Origin of the sequence: Streptomyces sp. NPDC051310, from assembly GCF_044455245.1 — a bacterium.
Taxonomy (GTDB): domain Bacteria; phylum Actinomycetota; class Actinomycetes; order Streptomycetales; family Streptomycetaceae; genus Streptomyces.
This window is the reverse complement of sequence record NZ_JBITEO010000002.1, coordinates 140770-155710: the sequence shown is the minus strand read 5'-3', so window position 1 is coordinate 155710 and position 14941 is coordinate 140770. Positions and strand designations below refer to the sequence as shown.

The window sequence follows — 14941 nt, the reverse complement described above, 5'->3', positions numbered from 1 at the left end:
AGGAGGAACCATGAAGCTCACCGGCCTGCGGGCGCCCCGGCTGGACGTGTTCGTCGTCGTCGAGAAGCTGCTGACCCTGGCCGCTCTGTTGCTGGTCGCCGTGACCGTCGGCGGGCAGCTCGGGCACATCATCGGGATCGAGGGGAAGGCAGGCGCGGTCGCCGCCTGGTCGATCGCCCTCGTGTACGACGCCCTGTGGATTGGCGCGCTGCGCATGTCCGAGGTGGCGATCCGGCAGCGTTCTACCGTCGGGATGGCGGTGATGCTGGGCCTGTCGGGCGTGGCGGTCGGCACGTCGACAGCGACGCTTCTCATCTTGGGGCACGCCCAGGTGTTCGCTTTCGTCCCGGTCGCTGCGGCGCTGTTCATGGGGCTGCGCCTGTTCGCCGGCAACGTGCTGGCCGATGCTGAGACTGCGGCCGAGATCGCCGAGCAGTCGGCGGCCGACCGTAATGCCCGTGCCCTCGCGGCGGCCGGTGCCCGGCATCTGCGTTCGGAGGCCACCACGGATGTGCTCACCGAGACGGCCGGGCACCTTGCGGAGATGGAGCGGCAGATCGCCCGCGCTGACGTCCTTACCCGGGCGCAGGCGGAAATCAACAAGGCCCGCTCCGAGGCCGAGAAGCGGCTGCAGAAGTCAGAGAAGGATCACGGTGTGGCGGCCCTCGCGTTCGCCGAGCGAGACCTGGCGCTGACCGTGTCACGCCCCGCCGTCACGGCCGGCGCCGTCACACCCGTGACGGGCCGCGGCGTCACGGGTGTCACACAGGCCAAGGCGGAAATCGAGGCCGTGACACCACCCCCCGTGACCGTGGACGAAACGGACAGCGAAGAGGGCGTCGAGCAGGCCCCCGTCGAGGGTGCCATGACGCTTCGAGATCTCGCCGATGTCGCGGGCGTCGCGACACCCAAGCCGGGCGTGACGCTCACCGACGAGCAGCTCGAAGTCGTCCTGCGGTGGCTGCGCTACGCCATGGAGCCGCCCCGCTCCTACCGGCAGGCGCAGAAGGAGTTCCGCGCCGCCGGCTTCATCGGCGGTGAGCACCGCGTGCGCCGCATCTGGGGCGAGATCGAGACCCGCGAGGCCAGCGTCCCGGCCAATTAGGGCCAGTCCGGCACCGCCAGTGAGGCCCAGCACCCCCGGGTTCTGGACCTCGCTGAGACTGCCGGAAGCAGTCCGAACCACAAAGCCGCAGGTCAAGCCCGGTGAGTGACCCGGTGAGCGGAACGCTCGCAGACCCGGCAAGCAGACCCGGACCCCTGCGGATCCCCGAGCGAACAGGAGGCAAGCACCGTGGCGACCGCCAGCCGCCCGTCCCGTAAGGCCCTGCGACAAGCACGGGCCGCCCAGTTCCTGGGCGACCGGCGCCGAGAGGCCGAGACGAAAGGACCGCACGCGGTCCTGGCGGTCGCCATGGATCAGCTCCGCTCGGCGATCGCCCAGCTGCCCGAGTCCCGGCAGGGAGACGCGGCCCAGCGGGCCACGCAGCTTCTCGACCAGCTCCGCCAGAGCCTCACCGAAACCTAACCGTCCGTAATGGCTCAACGGCTCGGCTCAAGCCGTCCGAGCCGAGCCGAAGCTCCCCAACGCGCCCGCTCGCGTGCACGCGCGCGCGAGGAAACCACTAACTCTCCGTATCCGCAAGGGGGTACCCCGAAATGCCCATCATCGACGCAGGGATCTCCGCCGCCACCGGCGGAACCTGCCTCGGAGCGGCCGGCGTGCTGTACGTCGCCGACCGGCTCCCGTGGATCAACCGGCTCTCCGCAAAGATCAAGAGCCCGCAGATTCAGGTACTGCTCGTTCTCACCGCGTCCATCGGTCTCGTCTCCACCCCGGTCGGCCAGCTCCTCAACCGGGTCACCACCGCCGTCGACGGGTTCATCGACGGGCTGGCCGGCCAGTGGACCGGCTTCGGCATCATGTTCGCGCTCGCCCTGGCCGCGCTCCTGTGGCTCATCAGCGACTTCATGACCGGAGTGAAGACCCGCACCCTGCTCCTCGCCGCCATCGCCCCGCCGCTGGCCGTCATGATCCCCGGATCGCTCGGTGAAGGCGCCGCCAGCGCGCTCGGGTTCATCGCCACCCAGGTCGGATCGCTCGTCATGTGGCTGATGGGAGGCTGACATGCTCGGCCTCATCCTCCTGCTGGCGATCGCCTACGCCTGCGCCTGCGCCATCGACAAGGCCGTCGGCGACGTGTCGGCGAAGCACAAGAAGCGCATCGCCAAAGCGTCGAAGAAGAAGGGCCGCCGCACCGGCGCCAAGCTCGCCGCGTGGGCCGCCACCGGCCTGACCGCCACAGGAACCTTCATCAAGGGCTTCGTGCAGGGGTTCAAGCGCGAGTGGCCCAAGGCGAAGAAGCGCGCCACCGCCAAGGTCCGCGGCATCAAGCCCGCCACCGAAGCCCCCGTGCAGCCCCAGCCCGAGCCGGCGCCCGCCGAGGCGGAGAAGCCCGGCGGCCCCGCGCCCGCAAGCCCCAAGCTCGTCCTCCTCAAGAACCCCGAGACCGAACCCGACACCCAAGGAGCATCCATGACTCTCGCCACCATCCCCGAGATCACCGGCGTCAACACCCTCAAGGCTGCTGTCGCCCGCTTCGCTTCCGAGGCAGGCGTCACCGCCGAAGAAGCCGGCGCGATCGCCCAGCGGGCCGCCGAGCAGCTCGCCGCCATCGAAGCCGCCATCGAGCAGGCGGGTGCTCTGGAGTTCGGCGACGACGGCGGCACCCTGCAGGAGCTCGCCGCCCTGCGTGACCAGTACGCCGCCGCGCTCGCCGCCGCCCAGGCCATGCAGCAGGCGGCCGTCGACAACGCGGCCATCGCCGCCCAGTCCTCGAAGAACATCCACAGCCGGCACGGCGGCATCCAGGAAGCCGTCGCCGCCACCGGCGGCCGCATGGCCTCCAAGCAGGCGTACACCGCCGACCTGTAACCCGAACGCGGCCCCGGCCAAGAGCCGGGGCCGCCCAGCCCGCCCCCTCGCCGACAAGACCACGGGAGTAGCAGCCGCCATGCCGAAGACCATCACCGTCAAGAAGACCACCGCAGACGACCGCGCGGTGACCGGCAAGCGCGGCTCCTCCCGCAGCAGCACTAAGGCCGCCCGGCGCGCGCTGCGTGCCGCCTACCGCACCCGCCGCGGCATGGCCCCCCTCTACGCCACCGCCACCCAGGCCATCGCCGGCAGCGTCCTCGCCGTGCCCGCCGACGGATGGAAGACCGCGGTCGCCGCGACCGCGGCTGGAGCCGTCACCACCATCGCCTGGGGCCGCTGGGACGCCCGCATCGGCAAGAAGCGCCTCCGTAAGCGGCTCCCGCGTCGTGCAGACTTCATCGCCGCAGCCTCCGCAGTCACCACCGGAGGCGGCCTCGTTACTGCCATGGCCGCCACCGGCGGTCTGCAGCTCGGCCACAGCCCCTACCCGGCCCTGCTGGTCGCCTGGGGTCTGGGACACGGCGTGTACTGGTGGCGCCGCGGCAAGCGGACCGCCGCACCTGCCCCCGCGCTCAGCCAGCAGCTGCAGGACTGGCAGGACAAGGTCGCCCGCTCTGACGGCCCACTGCCCGGCTCCAAGCTGGTCGACGTCATCACCACCGACTACGGCTGGACCGCCGTCATCGTCCTGAGCAGCGGCACCTGGCGAAAGGCGGTAGCCGCCACCGGCGACATCGCCGGCGCCCTCGACCTGCCCGAAGAGATGGTGCAGGTTGAGAAGGCTGTCGGGCAGTCCGCACGCCGCGCGATCATCGCCGTCTTCAACCGCAACCCCCTGCAGGACGGCACCACCTACCCTGGCCCGCAGATCCTCAACACGGCCACAGGGCAGGCCGAAGTCGGCATCTTCTATGACGGCAAGCCCGCCCGGTACGCATTCTGGAAGCCGTCCGGCCCGGTCCACACGGTCGTCTACGGCGCCACCGATGGCGGCAAGTCCCGCTTCCTCGACATGCTGCTGGGCACCGAACGCCACAACGGGATCGTGTCGATCGTCTGCGACCCGCAGGGCGGGCAGTCCCTGCCCCGCTGGCGGGAGGCCGTCGACTGGTACGAGGACACCGCCCAGGGCGGGCTGGCCCAGCTCTACGCCATCCGCAACGTCATGTACGAGCGGTCCGGCCGCTACTCCCTCATGGAGTGGACCGACCACAAGGGCCGCACCCTTCGCGGCCGGGACCACTTCGTCGTCGGCGACCCCGACCCGCTGATCTCCGTGACCATCGATGAGGCGCACCGCGTTCTCGCACTGCCGGGCGCTGTGGCCCTCGTCCTGGAGATCGTTCTGATGGCCCGCAAGTGCGGCATCAAGCTCCGCCTCGTCTTCCAAGGCCCCAAGGCCAACATGTTCGGCGCCGGACCGGAGTCCACCGACATCCGCGAGCAGCTGCAGTCCGGCAACACGGTCATGTTCCGCACCGCGTCCGCGCTCACCGACTCCATCGGCTTGCCCGGATGGGAGGTCAACCCGAGTCAGCTGCCCATGTACTGGCCCGACGGCACATCCACCGCCGGCCTCGGCTACATCAAGGGCCCCGACAACCGGCAAGCCCAGTTCCGTGCCCACTTCGACCGTGACCCCGCCCACTGGGCCACCACCGGCACCACGCCGACCCTGGAAGCCTCCGCGGCAGCCGTCGCTGGCAAGGCGTACAGCGAGCGCCTGGAGCGTCTCGCGGCGCGCCTGCGGGGCGAGACCGTCACCCTGCCCGCAGAAGCCACCCCCACCGCCTCCGCGGGCCTCACAGACCCGATCGCGGCCGCTACGGCAGCCATCGCAGCCGAAGCCCCAGCAGGCAGCGACGACAAGGTCGCCGCGTTCCTCCTGCAGCGTGCCCGACCCGTCGGCCGCAACGTCATCGCCCAGGAAACCCGCCTCACCGTCAGCGCCGTCAAGAACGCCCTCACCCGGCTCAAGCGAGAGGGCCGCGCCGTTGACGTCGGCCGCGGCATCTGGGCCCACCCCGATCACGCAGACACCCCCACCGACCCCACGGAACTTTCCGAAGCCGCCTGAACAGGAGACGAGCATGACCACCGAAGCCGACCGCCTCGCAGCCCGCCAGCAAGCCGAGCAGATCCTCGCCGCCCTGGACGAGCTCTCGACACCCACCTCCTACCGCGACGACAGCCCGCTCCCCGACGTCGGGAGTGCTCCGCCCGTGCCGCAGCCCGGCCGGCCCCCGATGAGCCAGAAGGCCACCGACGCCAGCGCCTTGATGCTCTCCGGCAGCGTCCTCACTCTCGCCACCGGCGGCGCCGCCAGCGCCGTCCTGTGGGCATCTAGCCACGCCGACCCCACCGTCATCGGCCTCATCGCTGCCACACCCGTCGCCGTCGCCATCCCGATCTACGCCCTCGCCCGGCTGGTGAAGGCCGCCACGGCTGCAGCCCCGCCTGAGCACCACCACCACTACACCGGGCCTGTCCACCAGCAGACCGTCCACAGCCAGACCCGGCTGTGGGGTAAGACCACCAACAACCTCTAAGGAGACCGTCATGGGATACGCGTCCTACGAGATCTACCGCAACGGCGAGAAGATCCAGGCTGGCTACAGCGTCGAGACCGTCTGCGAGGAGGCCAGCTGCGAAGAGCAGATCGACCGCGGTCTCGCGCACCTCTGCGGGGAGACGCCCGGCGGCGACGAGCACGGGTGCGGTGGCTACTTCTGCGGCAACCACCTGTACATGAGCCTCACTGAAGGCATCGGAGACCTGTGCGGCCGCTGCGTCACCCCAGTGCCCGCCTGACCCGGACAGCAGAACGCCCCCGGCCAGACGAAGTGGCCGGGGGTGCACCGCTGATCATACGAGCGGCTCAGGCTCCCGCTCCACCACCGCAGCCCGCGCCATCCAGCGCTCCGTACCGATCGACCGCCGCGGCAGCAGCGCCGGCCGCAACCCGAACGCCTCGCACAGCCGGGCCAGCTCCCGCTCGCACTCCTCACGCGTATCCGCCTGCACGCTGAACACCGTCGCCATAGCAGCAGTGTGGCCGACCACCCAACCAAGCCGCTGACAAACGCCGTTGTCAGTACCCGGAGGGAGAATCTCAGAATGGCGCTCTACACAGTCTCCTGCAGCTGCGGACGCACCATGACCCCCGACGGCCGAGCCGGCCGCGGCGCCTATCGATGCGGCTGCGGCATGCGGATACGGATAGCAGTGCACGCCTCACCGAAGGGGCAGTGCGTCGGCACCCACCGCGGCGAGCCGTGCCGCATCGTCGTGTCCCACAGCGAACCGTTCCCGCTATGCGAGTCGCACTACGAGAGCAGCGGCCTCAAGGAGTACCACTTCTGGCGGCTCGGCGCGCCCGAGGAGATCCGCAGGGAGATCAGCGATCGAGTCGTTAACGGCATTCGCGCAGCCCTCGCCAAGGAAGTAGAAGAGGCCGGCTACAAGAAGGTCGACAACCGATATATCCGAGCCGACAAGAACCCCATCGTCTACTTCATCCGCAGCGGCAACCTCGTCAAGATCGGCACGACCATTGACCTCATCGGCCGGATGAAGAGCTTCAATCTGCCTGACCTCGTCGTGCTCGCGACGGAGCCTGGCTACTGGAAGCGGGAGCGAGAGATTCACCTGCAGTTCGCCGAGCTGCGTCACGAGCGAGAGTGGTTCCGGCTGGAGGGCCCGCTCGTCGACTACATCAACGGGATACGCGCCCAGCACGGAGTGCCGGCGCTGGTCCTCTGAGGCTGCTTGCTTTCTGATCGTTATGCACTCATACTGCGGGTGAACGGCACACGTGTGCCCTGAGAGACCCCACGCTTCGGCTGGGGTCTTTGTCGTTCCGGAGGTGCGCCGTGGCAGTCGAGATCGTCAAGCTGGATGACGGGACCGACGCCATCACCGTCACCGACGCGGCAGAGCACGCCGGGGTTGAGAGGCCCACGGTCTACTCGTGGATTCGCAGATACGGCATCGAGAAGGTCGGCCGTACTGCTAACGGCCACAACCTCTACCGCTTTGCTGACCTAGCTCGGGCAGAGCAACGGACGCGGAAGGGTGCACGGCGCAATGTGGGCCTGCGTACCGTCGCTACGCAGGACATCGCCGACGATGAAGCTCTTCTCGTTCGGCTCGCCTGTCGCCACCTGAAGATCCTGAGCGACCATCATGCCCCGACACCTGGTCGGCCGGTCGCCTGCTTCGAATGCTCCGCCCAGCGCGAGATCGCCTACGTTGTTCGCCAGCACGCCGAAGCTTCCTGCCGCGCCGCGTAGCCGTCCTGTCGTCCCGGGCCCCCGCCGGACGGCAGGACACCCGCTCCGGTCCCTCACCGAGCCGGAGCGGGCCTTACACGAATCTGGATTACGAAATGGCGGAACGGGCTCCGCTAGAGGTCAGTAGCCAGCATGATGTGCCCCTCTCATCATGTTGAGCCCTGGGGGAATCATGCGAACCACCAGCAGTATCCTCGCCGCGTGCCTACTGGCAGCAAGCCTGGGCGGCTGCTCCGGCGGCGGAGACGCCAAAGCCAAGCCGAGCCCCAGCCCCACGCCCACAGTGAGCCCTGATGAACGGTTCCTTGCAGCCGTGCATGCCGAGACGTTCGAGAGCTGGGCCGATAAGGGTCCTACGGACGAAGAGCTCGTGAGCTACCCGCCGCAGTGGTGCTCGGAACTGAAGAAGGGGCACAGCGTCGAGCACCTGCTCAGCCTGTCAGGGGCCAACCTCTACCCGATTGGCATGGACTGGGGCACGAAGAAGCAAGAGGCTCAGGAGCTTGTAGTGCTTGGCGTGCAGTCGCACTGCCCCGAGCTCCGGGAACAGGTCACACAGGATCTCCGACAGTCCGGCGGGTATTGACGCGCAGGGGGTGGCGCCCGTGGCTGGCAACCCCCGCAACGGGCGCCGCTACCGCGACCTGTGCATCCGTCAGCGCTCCCTCGGCCTGCCGTGCTGGCTATGCGGCGAACAGATCCGCTACGACATCACCGGCCCTGCGGCAGGCCGACATCCCTGGGCGTTCACCCTGGACCACCTCGTGCCCCTCAGTCGCGGCGGTGACCTCCTCGATCCGGCCAACGCACGGTCCGCGCACCGCCGGTGCAACAGCGCCCGCGGTAACCGCAGCACCCTCAGTCCCCAGGCACGGCGCTCTGCCCGGAGGTGGTGACCATGGGCAACCGTGTGGCTGACGCAACGATGCTCCGCCGCCTTGCCGACGCTCTGGATCGCATGGGCGAGATGACAGAGCAGACGGGCGTCACGCATTGCGCCTATGGCACCGACCAGGTTGAGATCGACGGCATCACGCTGGCGCTGCAGACGCTGAGTGACGGCGCGGGTGTGCGTTACGCGGTAGACCTGAGCAGCGGGTGACGCACCGTGCTCATCGTCGTCACCGGACCGCCGGCCGCGGGCAAGAGCAGCTACATCCGGTCGCATGCCAAGCCCAGCGACGTGGTCATCGACCTGGACCTGATGGCTCTGGCCATGGCCGGCCCGGGCGCTGACCACCACCGGCATCACCCAGTGCTGCTCCGCATCGTGCACCGCGCACGGCAGGCCGCCATCCACGAGGCCGAGCGGCACCTGGACACCACCGACGTGTACCTCATCCACACCATGCCGAGCCCCAAGGCACGAGCCAAGTACAAGCGGCTTGGCGCGCGCATCGTGGTCGTCGATCCAGGCGAAGCGATCGTTCGCCAGCGGGTCGAGATGATGCGGCAGCCCGAGATGGAGGCCGTGGTCACCCGCTGGTACCGCGAGTACCGCAAGGGCGGCTCACGACCCGTCACCCGGCAGTCTGCCCGGGAGTGGTGACACCCGGTACACAGCGCTACCGCGTGGCCGGCCGGACCCCTCGCCGCGAGCGCCTGACCGGCGCGCGAGGGGGAGAGTGGGTTCAGTCTTCAGCCGGAGGACGGGCGACCCAAACGCCCTTGTCGCCGGGATTTCCCCCCGGGCTCCACACAGACGATCTTGACCCGGTTTGACAAACGACGACATTAGCGGCCGTCACACTGAGTGACGTGACGCAGTGTGACGGGGGTGGGGTCGTGATCAGCGACGACGTGCAGGAAGAGCTTGACAATCTCGGCGTGACCAGCACCGCTCCGGGCATGGCGGCCATCGCGCTGAGCCTCGCCCGAGAGCTCGACGAGATCCCAGCCGGTGACGCTCCGACGTCAAAGGCCGTCGTGGCCCGCGAACTGTCCGCGCTGCTCGCCCGGCTGCGGGCGCTGTCCGGGTCGTCCGGGAAGGGGGGTGCGGTCGATGAGCTCCAGCGTCGCCGAAAGGAGCGTCTCGCCGGACGCGAGCAGGCTGCCGGAGACCGATGACGGCCGCCTGTACGGCAGCCAGCGGCCCCGGATCCTGACCGTCCCGGGCACCGCGCTGTCCAGCGCGGGCCAGGAGGCGGTCGAGCTGGCTGAGGTGGCGGGTCTGAGGCTGGACCCGTGGCAGCAGTTCGTCCTGGACCAGGGTCTGGGCGAGCGCGCTGACGGCAAGTGGGCGGCGTTCGAAGTGTGCACCAGCGTCCCCCGGCAGAACGGAAAGGGCGGCATCATCGAGGCCCGTGAGCTGGCGGGCCTGTTCCTGCTGGGCGAGCGGCTGATCCTGCACTCGGCGCACGAGCTGAAGACGGCCATGGAGGCCATGCGCCGCATCGAGCAGCTGCTGATGAGCAGCGACGACCTGCGGCCGCAGGTCAAGACCGTGCGCCGCAAGGGCGGCGAGGAGTGTATCGAGCTCAAGTCTGGCGCCCGCCTGCGGTTCATCGCCCGCTCCAAGGGCTCTGGACGCGGTATGACGGGTGACTGCAACATCATGGACGAGGCGATGATCCTGGGCGACGAGGCGATGGAGGCCTTGTCGTTCACCATGGCCGCGGTCCCCAATCCGCAGATCTGGTACTTCGGGTCGGCGGGGATCGGCGCCCCGTCGGTACAGCTGGGCCGGCTGCGGCAGCGTGCGCTGGCCGCTGTGGAGACGGGCACGCCCGACCCGTCGATGGCCTACATGGAGTGGTCGATCGACCCGCACGTGGACGAGTGCAGCCGCGACTGCACCCTCCACGACGAGATCGACGCCCCGGAATCGGTGCTCAAGGCCAACCCGGCGATCGGCTACCGGCTGACGATGGAGCACACCGCCAAGGAGCGGCTGACCGTCGGGGCCGAGGGCTACGCCCGGGAGCGGCTCGGTGTGGGCACGTACCCGAGCACGGGCGAGGACACGTGGAGGGTCATCAGTGAGGACGCGTGGAGGGCGGTCGCAGACTGTCAGGCGGGCATCGACGACGGCCCGGTGGCGCTGGCCGTCGACACGACCCCTGAGCGGTCACACAGTGCGATCAGCGGGGCGGGGACGTTCGGCGAGGTACGCATCGTGGACGTGGTCGACCACCACCCGGGTACGGGCTGGGTCTCCAAACGGATCGTCAAGCTGGTCGACAAGTGGCGTCCGTGCGCGCTGGTCATCGACGCCGGCGGCCCGGCAGGGTCGCTGATCCCCGACATCCGCAAGGCCCTCAAGGAGGGCGACCCGGACGAGGACATCGGCGGGCTGACGGACGAGGAGATCGACGAGCTGCTGCTCATCCCGAAGACCAGGGACGTCGCCGCGGCCGCCGGGCAGTTCTACGACGCGGTCGCAGAGCAGCGCCTGACGCACGTGGACCAGCCGCCTATGGCGACGGCTCTGGCGGGCGCGGACAAGAGGCCCGTGGGCGACGGATGGGCGTGGGCCCGGCGGGGCGTCAGCGTCGACATCAGCCCGCTGGTGGCCTCCACGCTCGCCCTGTGGGGCCACTCCGAGCGGGCGCACATCGAACCGGAAGGGGCGCCGAACCTGTGGCTGTAGACGCCCTCCTCTTCGTCCTGGAGCTGGCCTGTGTGGCTCTCGTCGTCGCCGGTGTCGCCCTGTGGTCCGTACCAGCCGCATGCGTCGCTGCTGGCGTCATGGGCGTCATCGTCCTCGAGCGCACGCAGGCCAGCCGGCGGAGAGGGGCACGGCGATGAGCCTGTTCGGGATGTTCGAGAAGCGGGCCAGCCCCGAGAACCCGGCCGTGCCTCTGACCAGTACGTCTCTGCTGAACTGGCTGGGCGGCCCTGAGACGGACGCCGGGGTGTCGGTGTCGGAGACATCGGCTCTGCGCATGCCGGCGGTGTGGCGGTGCGTGGCGCTGATCGCCGGAGTGTCGGCGGCGCTGCCGCTGCACACCTACCGTGACGGAACGCGCGACCGCACCGAGAACCGGCTGCTGAAGAACCCGCACCCGGAGCTCACGTCGCTGGAGCTGTGGCGCCTGGTCGGCGCTGCGCGGGTGCTGTGGGGCAACGGGTACGTGCAGAAGGTCCGCAACCGTGGCGGAGAGATCGTCGAGCTGTGGCCGGTGACCCCAAGTCGGGTGACGGTGAAGCTGGCCCGACCGTCGGAGACGGATCCACCGAGGAAGCTGTTCACCATCACTGACGACTGGGGCGTCCAGCACGATCTGACGTCCCGGGAGATCCTGCACCTGCCCGGCCTCGGCTACGACGGGCTGCAGGGCGTCTCACCGGTGCGTATGGCCGCCGGGGGCATCGGCCTGGCGCAGGCCGCGGAGAAGTCGGCCGGCTCCCTGTTCGGCCGCGGCAACCTGTTGGGCGGCGTCCTGCAGACCGAGCAGAAGCTGAACAGGGACCAGGCAGAGCAGCTGCGGGCCCGCTGGGATGCCGCCTCTGCGGGTCTCGCGAACGCGCAGCGCACCGCGGTGCTGGACTCCGGCGCCTCGTACAAGCCGATCGCCATGCCCAACACCGATGCCCAGTTCCTGGAGAGCAGGCAGTTCCAGGTCATCGAGATCGCCCGCATGTTCGGCGTGCCCCCTTTCCTGCTGATGTCGACGGAGAAGTCGACCAGCTGGGGCACCGGCCTGGAGCAGCAGGCGCAGGGCTGGGTGACCTTCGACCTGGCCCCGACGTGGCTGGCGCCGCTGGAGCAGCGCGTCACCAAGGAGCTCCTACCCGACGACGAGTACGCCAAGTACGCCGTACAGGGCCTGCTCCGGGGCGACAGCTCGGCGAGGGCGACGTTCTACCGGGCGATGCGCGACATCGGCGCGTTCTCCGCGAACGACATCAGGGCCCTTGAAGACATGCCGCCCATTCCGGGCGAGGAGGGCGACGCGTATCTGCAGCCCACGTACATGGCGCCGCTGGGCTCCGACCCGCTGGACAACGACCCACCCCCGGCTACGGAAGGGCAGGACGATGAGGACTGAGGAGCGACGCGACCTCACCCTGGCCACGGCCGGGCTCGAGGTGCGCGCCGGAGACGAGGAGACGAGGCCCGGTTTCACCGGGCATGCTGCGGTGTTCAACTCACGAACCGCCATCGGTAACCCTCTGACCTGGGGATTCTACGAGGAGATCGCGCCGGGCGCGTTCACCAAGACCATCAGTGAGGGTGACGCGCGGTTCCTCATCGACCACGACACTCGCATGGTCGTCTCCCGGGTGTCCGCCGGCACATTGCGGCTGGCGCAGGATGCCGTGGGCCTGGCGGTCGACGCCGACCTCGACAGCGAACTGTCCTACGTCCGCGACCTGGTGGTGAACCTGCGCAACCGGAACATCACCGGCATGAGCTTCGGCTTTCGGGTCGTCAAGGACGACTGGGAAACCGTGAGCGTCGAGACCACAGTCGACGGCGACACGGCTGAGGCGGAAGCGGAGCTGCGCATCATCCGCGAGGTCCAGCTCTACGAGGTGTCCGCCGTGACGTTCCCCGCCTACGAGGACACCGACGCGGGCTTGCGCTCCGTCGGTGTCGCCCTGGCGGCCCGCGGCGACGCAGCCGCCTTCGATCGCCGGGCCGCCTATCGGCCCGAACTTCTCGACTTCCGCCGCGAGCCGGCTGAGACCACTCGCAGCACCGACGTGACCCAGCCGGGAGAGACCACTGGGGGCCGTCAGGCGATGCGCATGAAGGCGCTCGCCGCCCGCTACCGCCTGGCGCGGTAGCCGCTCTCACACCCCTACCCCCAGCCCCCGCCAGCCTGGCGTCGGGGCTCGTTGTGCTGGAGGCACACATGCCCAATCGGCTTCAGAGCCTGATCGACGAGCGGGCCAGCGCCTGGGACAAGGCGCAGGAGTTCCAGGCCCGCGCAGACGAAAGCGGCATGCTGTCCGCGGAGGACCATGCCGCGTGGGAAGCCGCGCTCGCCGACGTCGAGCAGCTTTCCAAGACCATCGAGACCGAGGAGCGGCATGCCCGCCTGGCCTCGGTCGACTACAGGCAGGTCGTCGCAGCCTCGGCCGACACCGAGGAGGCGGAGGAGGCCCGGAAGCGTCATGGCGGCGAGGACGGCGTCAAGGCCTACGCCGACGCGTGGCGGACGTGGCTGCGTGACGGCAGCCAGGATCTGACCAGCGAGGAGCGCCGCACTCTGCGTTCCGGCTGGGTCGACGGCAAGGAACTGCGTGCCCAGGGTGTGGCGACCGGCGCGGCCGGAGGCTACCTGGTGCCGGCCGACTTCCGCGCCAAGATGATCGAGACGATGAAGTTCTACGGCGCCATGCGCCAGGTGTCCGAGGTCATCACCACGGCCACCGGTGCGACGCTGCCGTGGCCGACGAACGACGACACCGCGAACGTCGGCGCGATCCTCTCCGAGAACACCCAGGTCACGGAGCAGGACGTCACGCTCGGGCAGCAGGACATCGGCGCGTACATGTACACCTCGAAGCTGGTGCGCGTCTCGCTGCAGCTGCTGCAGGACTCGGTGCTGGACTTCGAGACGTGGCTCGCCCGCAAGCTCGGTGAGCGCATCGGCCGCATCCAGAACGCGCACTTCACCACCGGCACCGGCACCGCCCAGCCGGAAGGTGTGCAGACCAACGCCACCGTCGGCAAGACCGGCGCCAGCGGCCAGACCACTTCCGTCACCTATGACGACCTCGTCGACCTGGTGCACTCCGTCGACCCGGCCTACCGCAACTCCGGCCGCGTGCAGTTCATGATGGCGGACTCCACCCTGGGCGCCGTCCGCAAGCTGAAGGACTCGCAGCAGCGCCCGCTGTGGGAGCCGTCGGTGCAGGCCGGCGTCCCGGACCGCGTGCTGGGCTACTCCTACATCGTCAACCAGGACATGCCCGCCATGGCCGCGAGCGCCAAGTCCATCCTGTTCGGCGACTTCTTCGCCGGCTACCTCATCCGCGACGTCCAGGACATCCAGACGCTGCGCCTGTCGGAGCGGTACGCCGACTACCTGCAGCTCGGGTTCCTGGCCTTCGCCCGGGCGGACGGCACTCCGCAGGACACGGCCGCGATCCGCGCCTACCGCAACGCCGCCTCCTGATCCCGAGCTCTGAAGGAGCAGCATCATGGCGACCACGCCGAAGAAGGACAGCACCTCCCTCTCGGAGACGGGCGTGCTGCAGGACAAGCCCACCGCCAGGGCCGCCGAGCGTGGCGACCACGACCGCATCGTCATGGCGTCCCGACGCGCCGACGGGTCGATGGACCAGATCCGGCCCGAGTTCATCGGCGACAAGGACGTGGCCATCGCCGCGGCCAAGCAGCAGCTCGCCGAGCAGGCCGCGTCCGCGGTGGACATCGCCGCCCGCGGAGTGACGTCCGAGGCAGCCGAGGACGGCACCGGTTCCTCCGAGCCGGATGCCGAGATCAAGGCCCTCAAGGACGCCCAGGACGAGGCCGTGAAGACGGCCGAAGCGCAGGCCGAGCGCGAAGTCAACGAGCGGCACCAGGGACTGGGGGACTGATGGCGCGAATCCGGATGCTCGTCTCGGTGGCGGGCGACGGGTTCGCCTGGGAGGCCGGGCAGGAGGTCGACCTGCCCGGCCCGCAGGCTGCCATGTGGGCCGACGGTGTACGCGCCGAAATGGTCCGTGGAGAAACCCGCGAGACACCGGAGGCGAACCGAGCCACCCCGGAGCGGACCACCCGCGCCCGCCGCAGGCAGCCCAGCAAGGAGTAGCC

The 14941-nt window shown here is 69.5% G+C and carries 22 protein-coding genes; 21 read left to right on the top strand and 1 reads right to left on the bottom strand.

Annotated features, from left to right (window positions below; genetic code table 11):
- Window positions 1–10 precede the first annotated feature (10 nt).
- From ACIA79_RS03415 to ACIA79_RS03385, 7 genes are all read left to right on the top strand, one after another.
- Window positions 11–1105, top strand: a complete 1095-nt coding sequence (locus ACIA79_RS03415; protein WP_399426446.1) for a hypothetical protein — start codon at window positions 11–13, stop codon at window positions 1103–1105.
- A 189-nt stretch (window positions 1106–1294) separates the two neighbouring features.
- On the top strand, window positions 1295–1528 hold the full coding sequence (locus tag ACIA79_RS03410) for a hypothetical protein (protein WP_399426445.1): 234 nt from the start codon (window positions 1295–1297) through the stop codon (window positions 1526–1528).
- Window positions 1529–1659: 131 nt separating this feature from the next.
- Window positions 1660–2127 carry a hypothetical protein gene (locus tag ACIA79_RS03405; protein ID WP_399426444.1) on the top strand — a complete coding sequence of 156 codons (468 nt, stop codon included), beginning with the start codon at window positions 1660–1662 and terminating at the stop codon, window positions 2125–2127.
- A 1-nt stretch (window position 2128) separates the two neighbouring features.
- The gene (locus tag ACIA79_RS03400; RefSeq protein WP_399426443.1) at window positions 2129–2935 is read left to right on the top strand and encodes a hypothetical protein; all 807 of its coding nucleotides are present in this window, start codon (window positions 2129–2131) and stop codon (window positions 2933–2935) included.
- 79 nt (window positions 2936–3014) lie between these two features.
- On the top strand, window positions 3015–5015 hold the full coding sequence (locus ACIA79_RS03395; RefSeq protein ID WP_399426442.1) for a hypothetical protein: 2001 nt from the start codon (window positions 3015–3017) through the stop codon (window positions 5013–5015).
- A gap of 13 nt (window positions 5016–5028) precedes the next feature.
- Complete coding sequence (locus ACIA79_RS03390) at window positions 5029–5487, top strand: hypothetical protein (protein WP_399426441.1); 459 nt, start codon at window positions 5029–5031, stop codon at window positions 5485–5487.
- A 10-nt stretch (window positions 5488–5497) separates the two neighbouring features.
- Window positions 5498–5749, top strand: a complete 252-nt coding sequence (locus ACIA79_RS03385) for a hypothetical protein (RefSeq protein ID WP_399426440.1) — start codon at window positions 5498–5500, stop codon at window positions 5747–5749.
- A gap of 54 nt (window positions 5750–5803) precedes the next feature.
- On the opposite strand, the gene ACIA79_RS03380 is transcribed toward ACIA79_RS03385, so the two are convergent.
- Entirely contained in the window at window positions 5804–5980 is a 177-nt protein-coding gene (locus ACIA79_RS03380; protein ID WP_399426439.1) for a hypothetical protein, read from the bottom strand.
- Window positions 5981–6055: 75 nt separating this feature from the next.
- Here ACIA79_RS03380 and ACIA79_RS03375 point away from each other — a divergent pair, with 75 nt between their 5' ends.
- The 14 genes from ACIA79_RS03375 (at window position 6056) to ACIA79_RS03310 (ending at window position 14939) form a co-directional block, all read left to right on the top strand.
- Window positions 6056–6700, top strand: a complete 645-nt coding sequence (locus tag ACIA79_RS03375; protein WP_399426438.1) for a GIY-YIG nuclease family protein — start codon at window positions 6056–6058, stop codon at window positions 6698–6700.
- A 110-nt stretch (window positions 6701–6810) separates the two neighbouring features.
- The gene (locus ACIA79_RS03370; RefSeq protein WP_399426437.1) at window positions 6811–7230 is read left to right on the top strand and encodes a hypothetical protein; all 420 of its coding nucleotides are present in this window, start codon (window positions 6811–6813) and stop codon (window positions 7228–7230) included.
- Window positions 7231–7402: 172 nt separating this feature from the next.
- Window positions 7403–7816 carry a hypothetical protein gene (locus tag ACIA79_RS03365; protein WP_399426436.1) on the top strand — a complete coding sequence of 138 codons (414 nt, stop codon included), beginning with the start codon at window positions 7403–7405 and terminating at the stop codon, window positions 7814–7816.
- A 10-nt stretch (window positions 7817–7826) separates the two neighbouring features.
- Window positions 7827–8126, top strand: coding sequence for an HNH endonuclease (locus ACIA79_RS03360; RefSeq protein ID WP_399426435.1), 300 nt, complete (start codon window positions 7827–7829; stop codon window positions 8124–8126).
- Between the two features lie 2 nt (window positions 8127–8128).
- On the top strand, window positions 8129–8332 hold the full coding sequence (locus ACIA79_RS03355; RefSeq protein ID WP_399426434.1) for a hypothetical protein: 204 nt from the start codon (window positions 8129–8131) through the stop codon (window positions 8330–8332).
- 6 nt (window positions 8333–8338) lie between these two features.
- Window positions 8339–8779, top strand: a complete 441-nt coding sequence (locus ACIA79_RS03350) for an AAA family ATPase (RefSeq protein ID WP_399426433.1) — start codon at window positions 8339–8341, stop codon at window positions 8777–8779.
- Window positions 8780–9015: 236 nt separating this feature from the next.
- Window positions 9016–9297 (top strand): hypothetical protein, encoded by a 282-nt coding sequence (locus ACIA79_RS03345; protein ID WP_399426432.1) that lies wholly within the window; start codon window positions 9016–9018, stop codon window positions 9295–9297.
- A complete protein-coding gene (locus tag ACIA79_RS03340; protein ID WP_399426431.1) occupies window positions 9233–10819 on the top strand; it encodes a terminase in 1587 nt (528 codons plus the stop codon). Before ACIA79_RS03345 ends, ACIA79_RS03340 begins: the two co-directional genes overlap by 65 nt.
- Window positions 10810–10977 (top strand): hypothetical protein, encoded by a 168-nt coding sequence (locus ACIA79_RS03335; RefSeq protein WP_399426430.1) that lies wholly within the window; start codon window positions 10810–10812, stop codon window positions 10975–10977. The genes ACIA79_RS03340 and ACIA79_RS03335 overlap by 10 nt, the downstream gene beginning before the upstream one ends.
- The gene (locus ACIA79_RS03330) at window positions 10974–12221 is read left to right on the top strand and encodes a phage portal protein (protein ID WP_399426429.1); all 1248 of its coding nucleotides are present in this window, start codon (window positions 10974–10976) and stop codon (window positions 12219–12221) included. The genes ACIA79_RS03335 and ACIA79_RS03330 overlap by 4 nt, the downstream gene beginning before the upstream one ends.
- Entirely contained in the window at window positions 12211–12963 is a 753-nt protein-coding gene (locus ACIA79_RS03325) for an HK97 family phage prohead protease (RefSeq protein ID WP_399426428.1), read from the top strand. Before ACIA79_RS03330 ends, ACIA79_RS03325 begins: the two co-directional genes overlap by 11 nt.
- A gap of 68 nt (window positions 12964–13031) precedes the next feature.
- Window positions 13032–14300 (top strand): phage major capsid protein, encoded by a 1269-nt coding sequence (locus ACIA79_RS03320; protein WP_399426427.1) that lies wholly within the window; start codon window positions 13032–13034, stop codon window positions 14298–14300.
- A 25-nt stretch (window positions 14301–14325) separates the two neighbouring features.
- Window positions 14326–14724, top strand: coding sequence for a hypothetical protein (locus ACIA79_RS03315; RefSeq protein ID WP_399426426.1), 399 nt, complete (start codon window positions 14326–14328; stop codon window positions 14722–14724).
- Window positions 14724–14939: a hypothetical protein gene (locus ACIA79_RS03310; protein WP_399426425.1), complete on the top strand. Its 216-nt coding sequence runs from the start codon at window positions 14724–14726 to the stop codon at window positions 14937–14939. Before ACIA79_RS03315 ends, ACIA79_RS03310 begins: the two co-directional genes overlap by 1 nt.
- The last annotated feature ends 2 nt before the right edge of the window (window positions 14940–14941 follow it).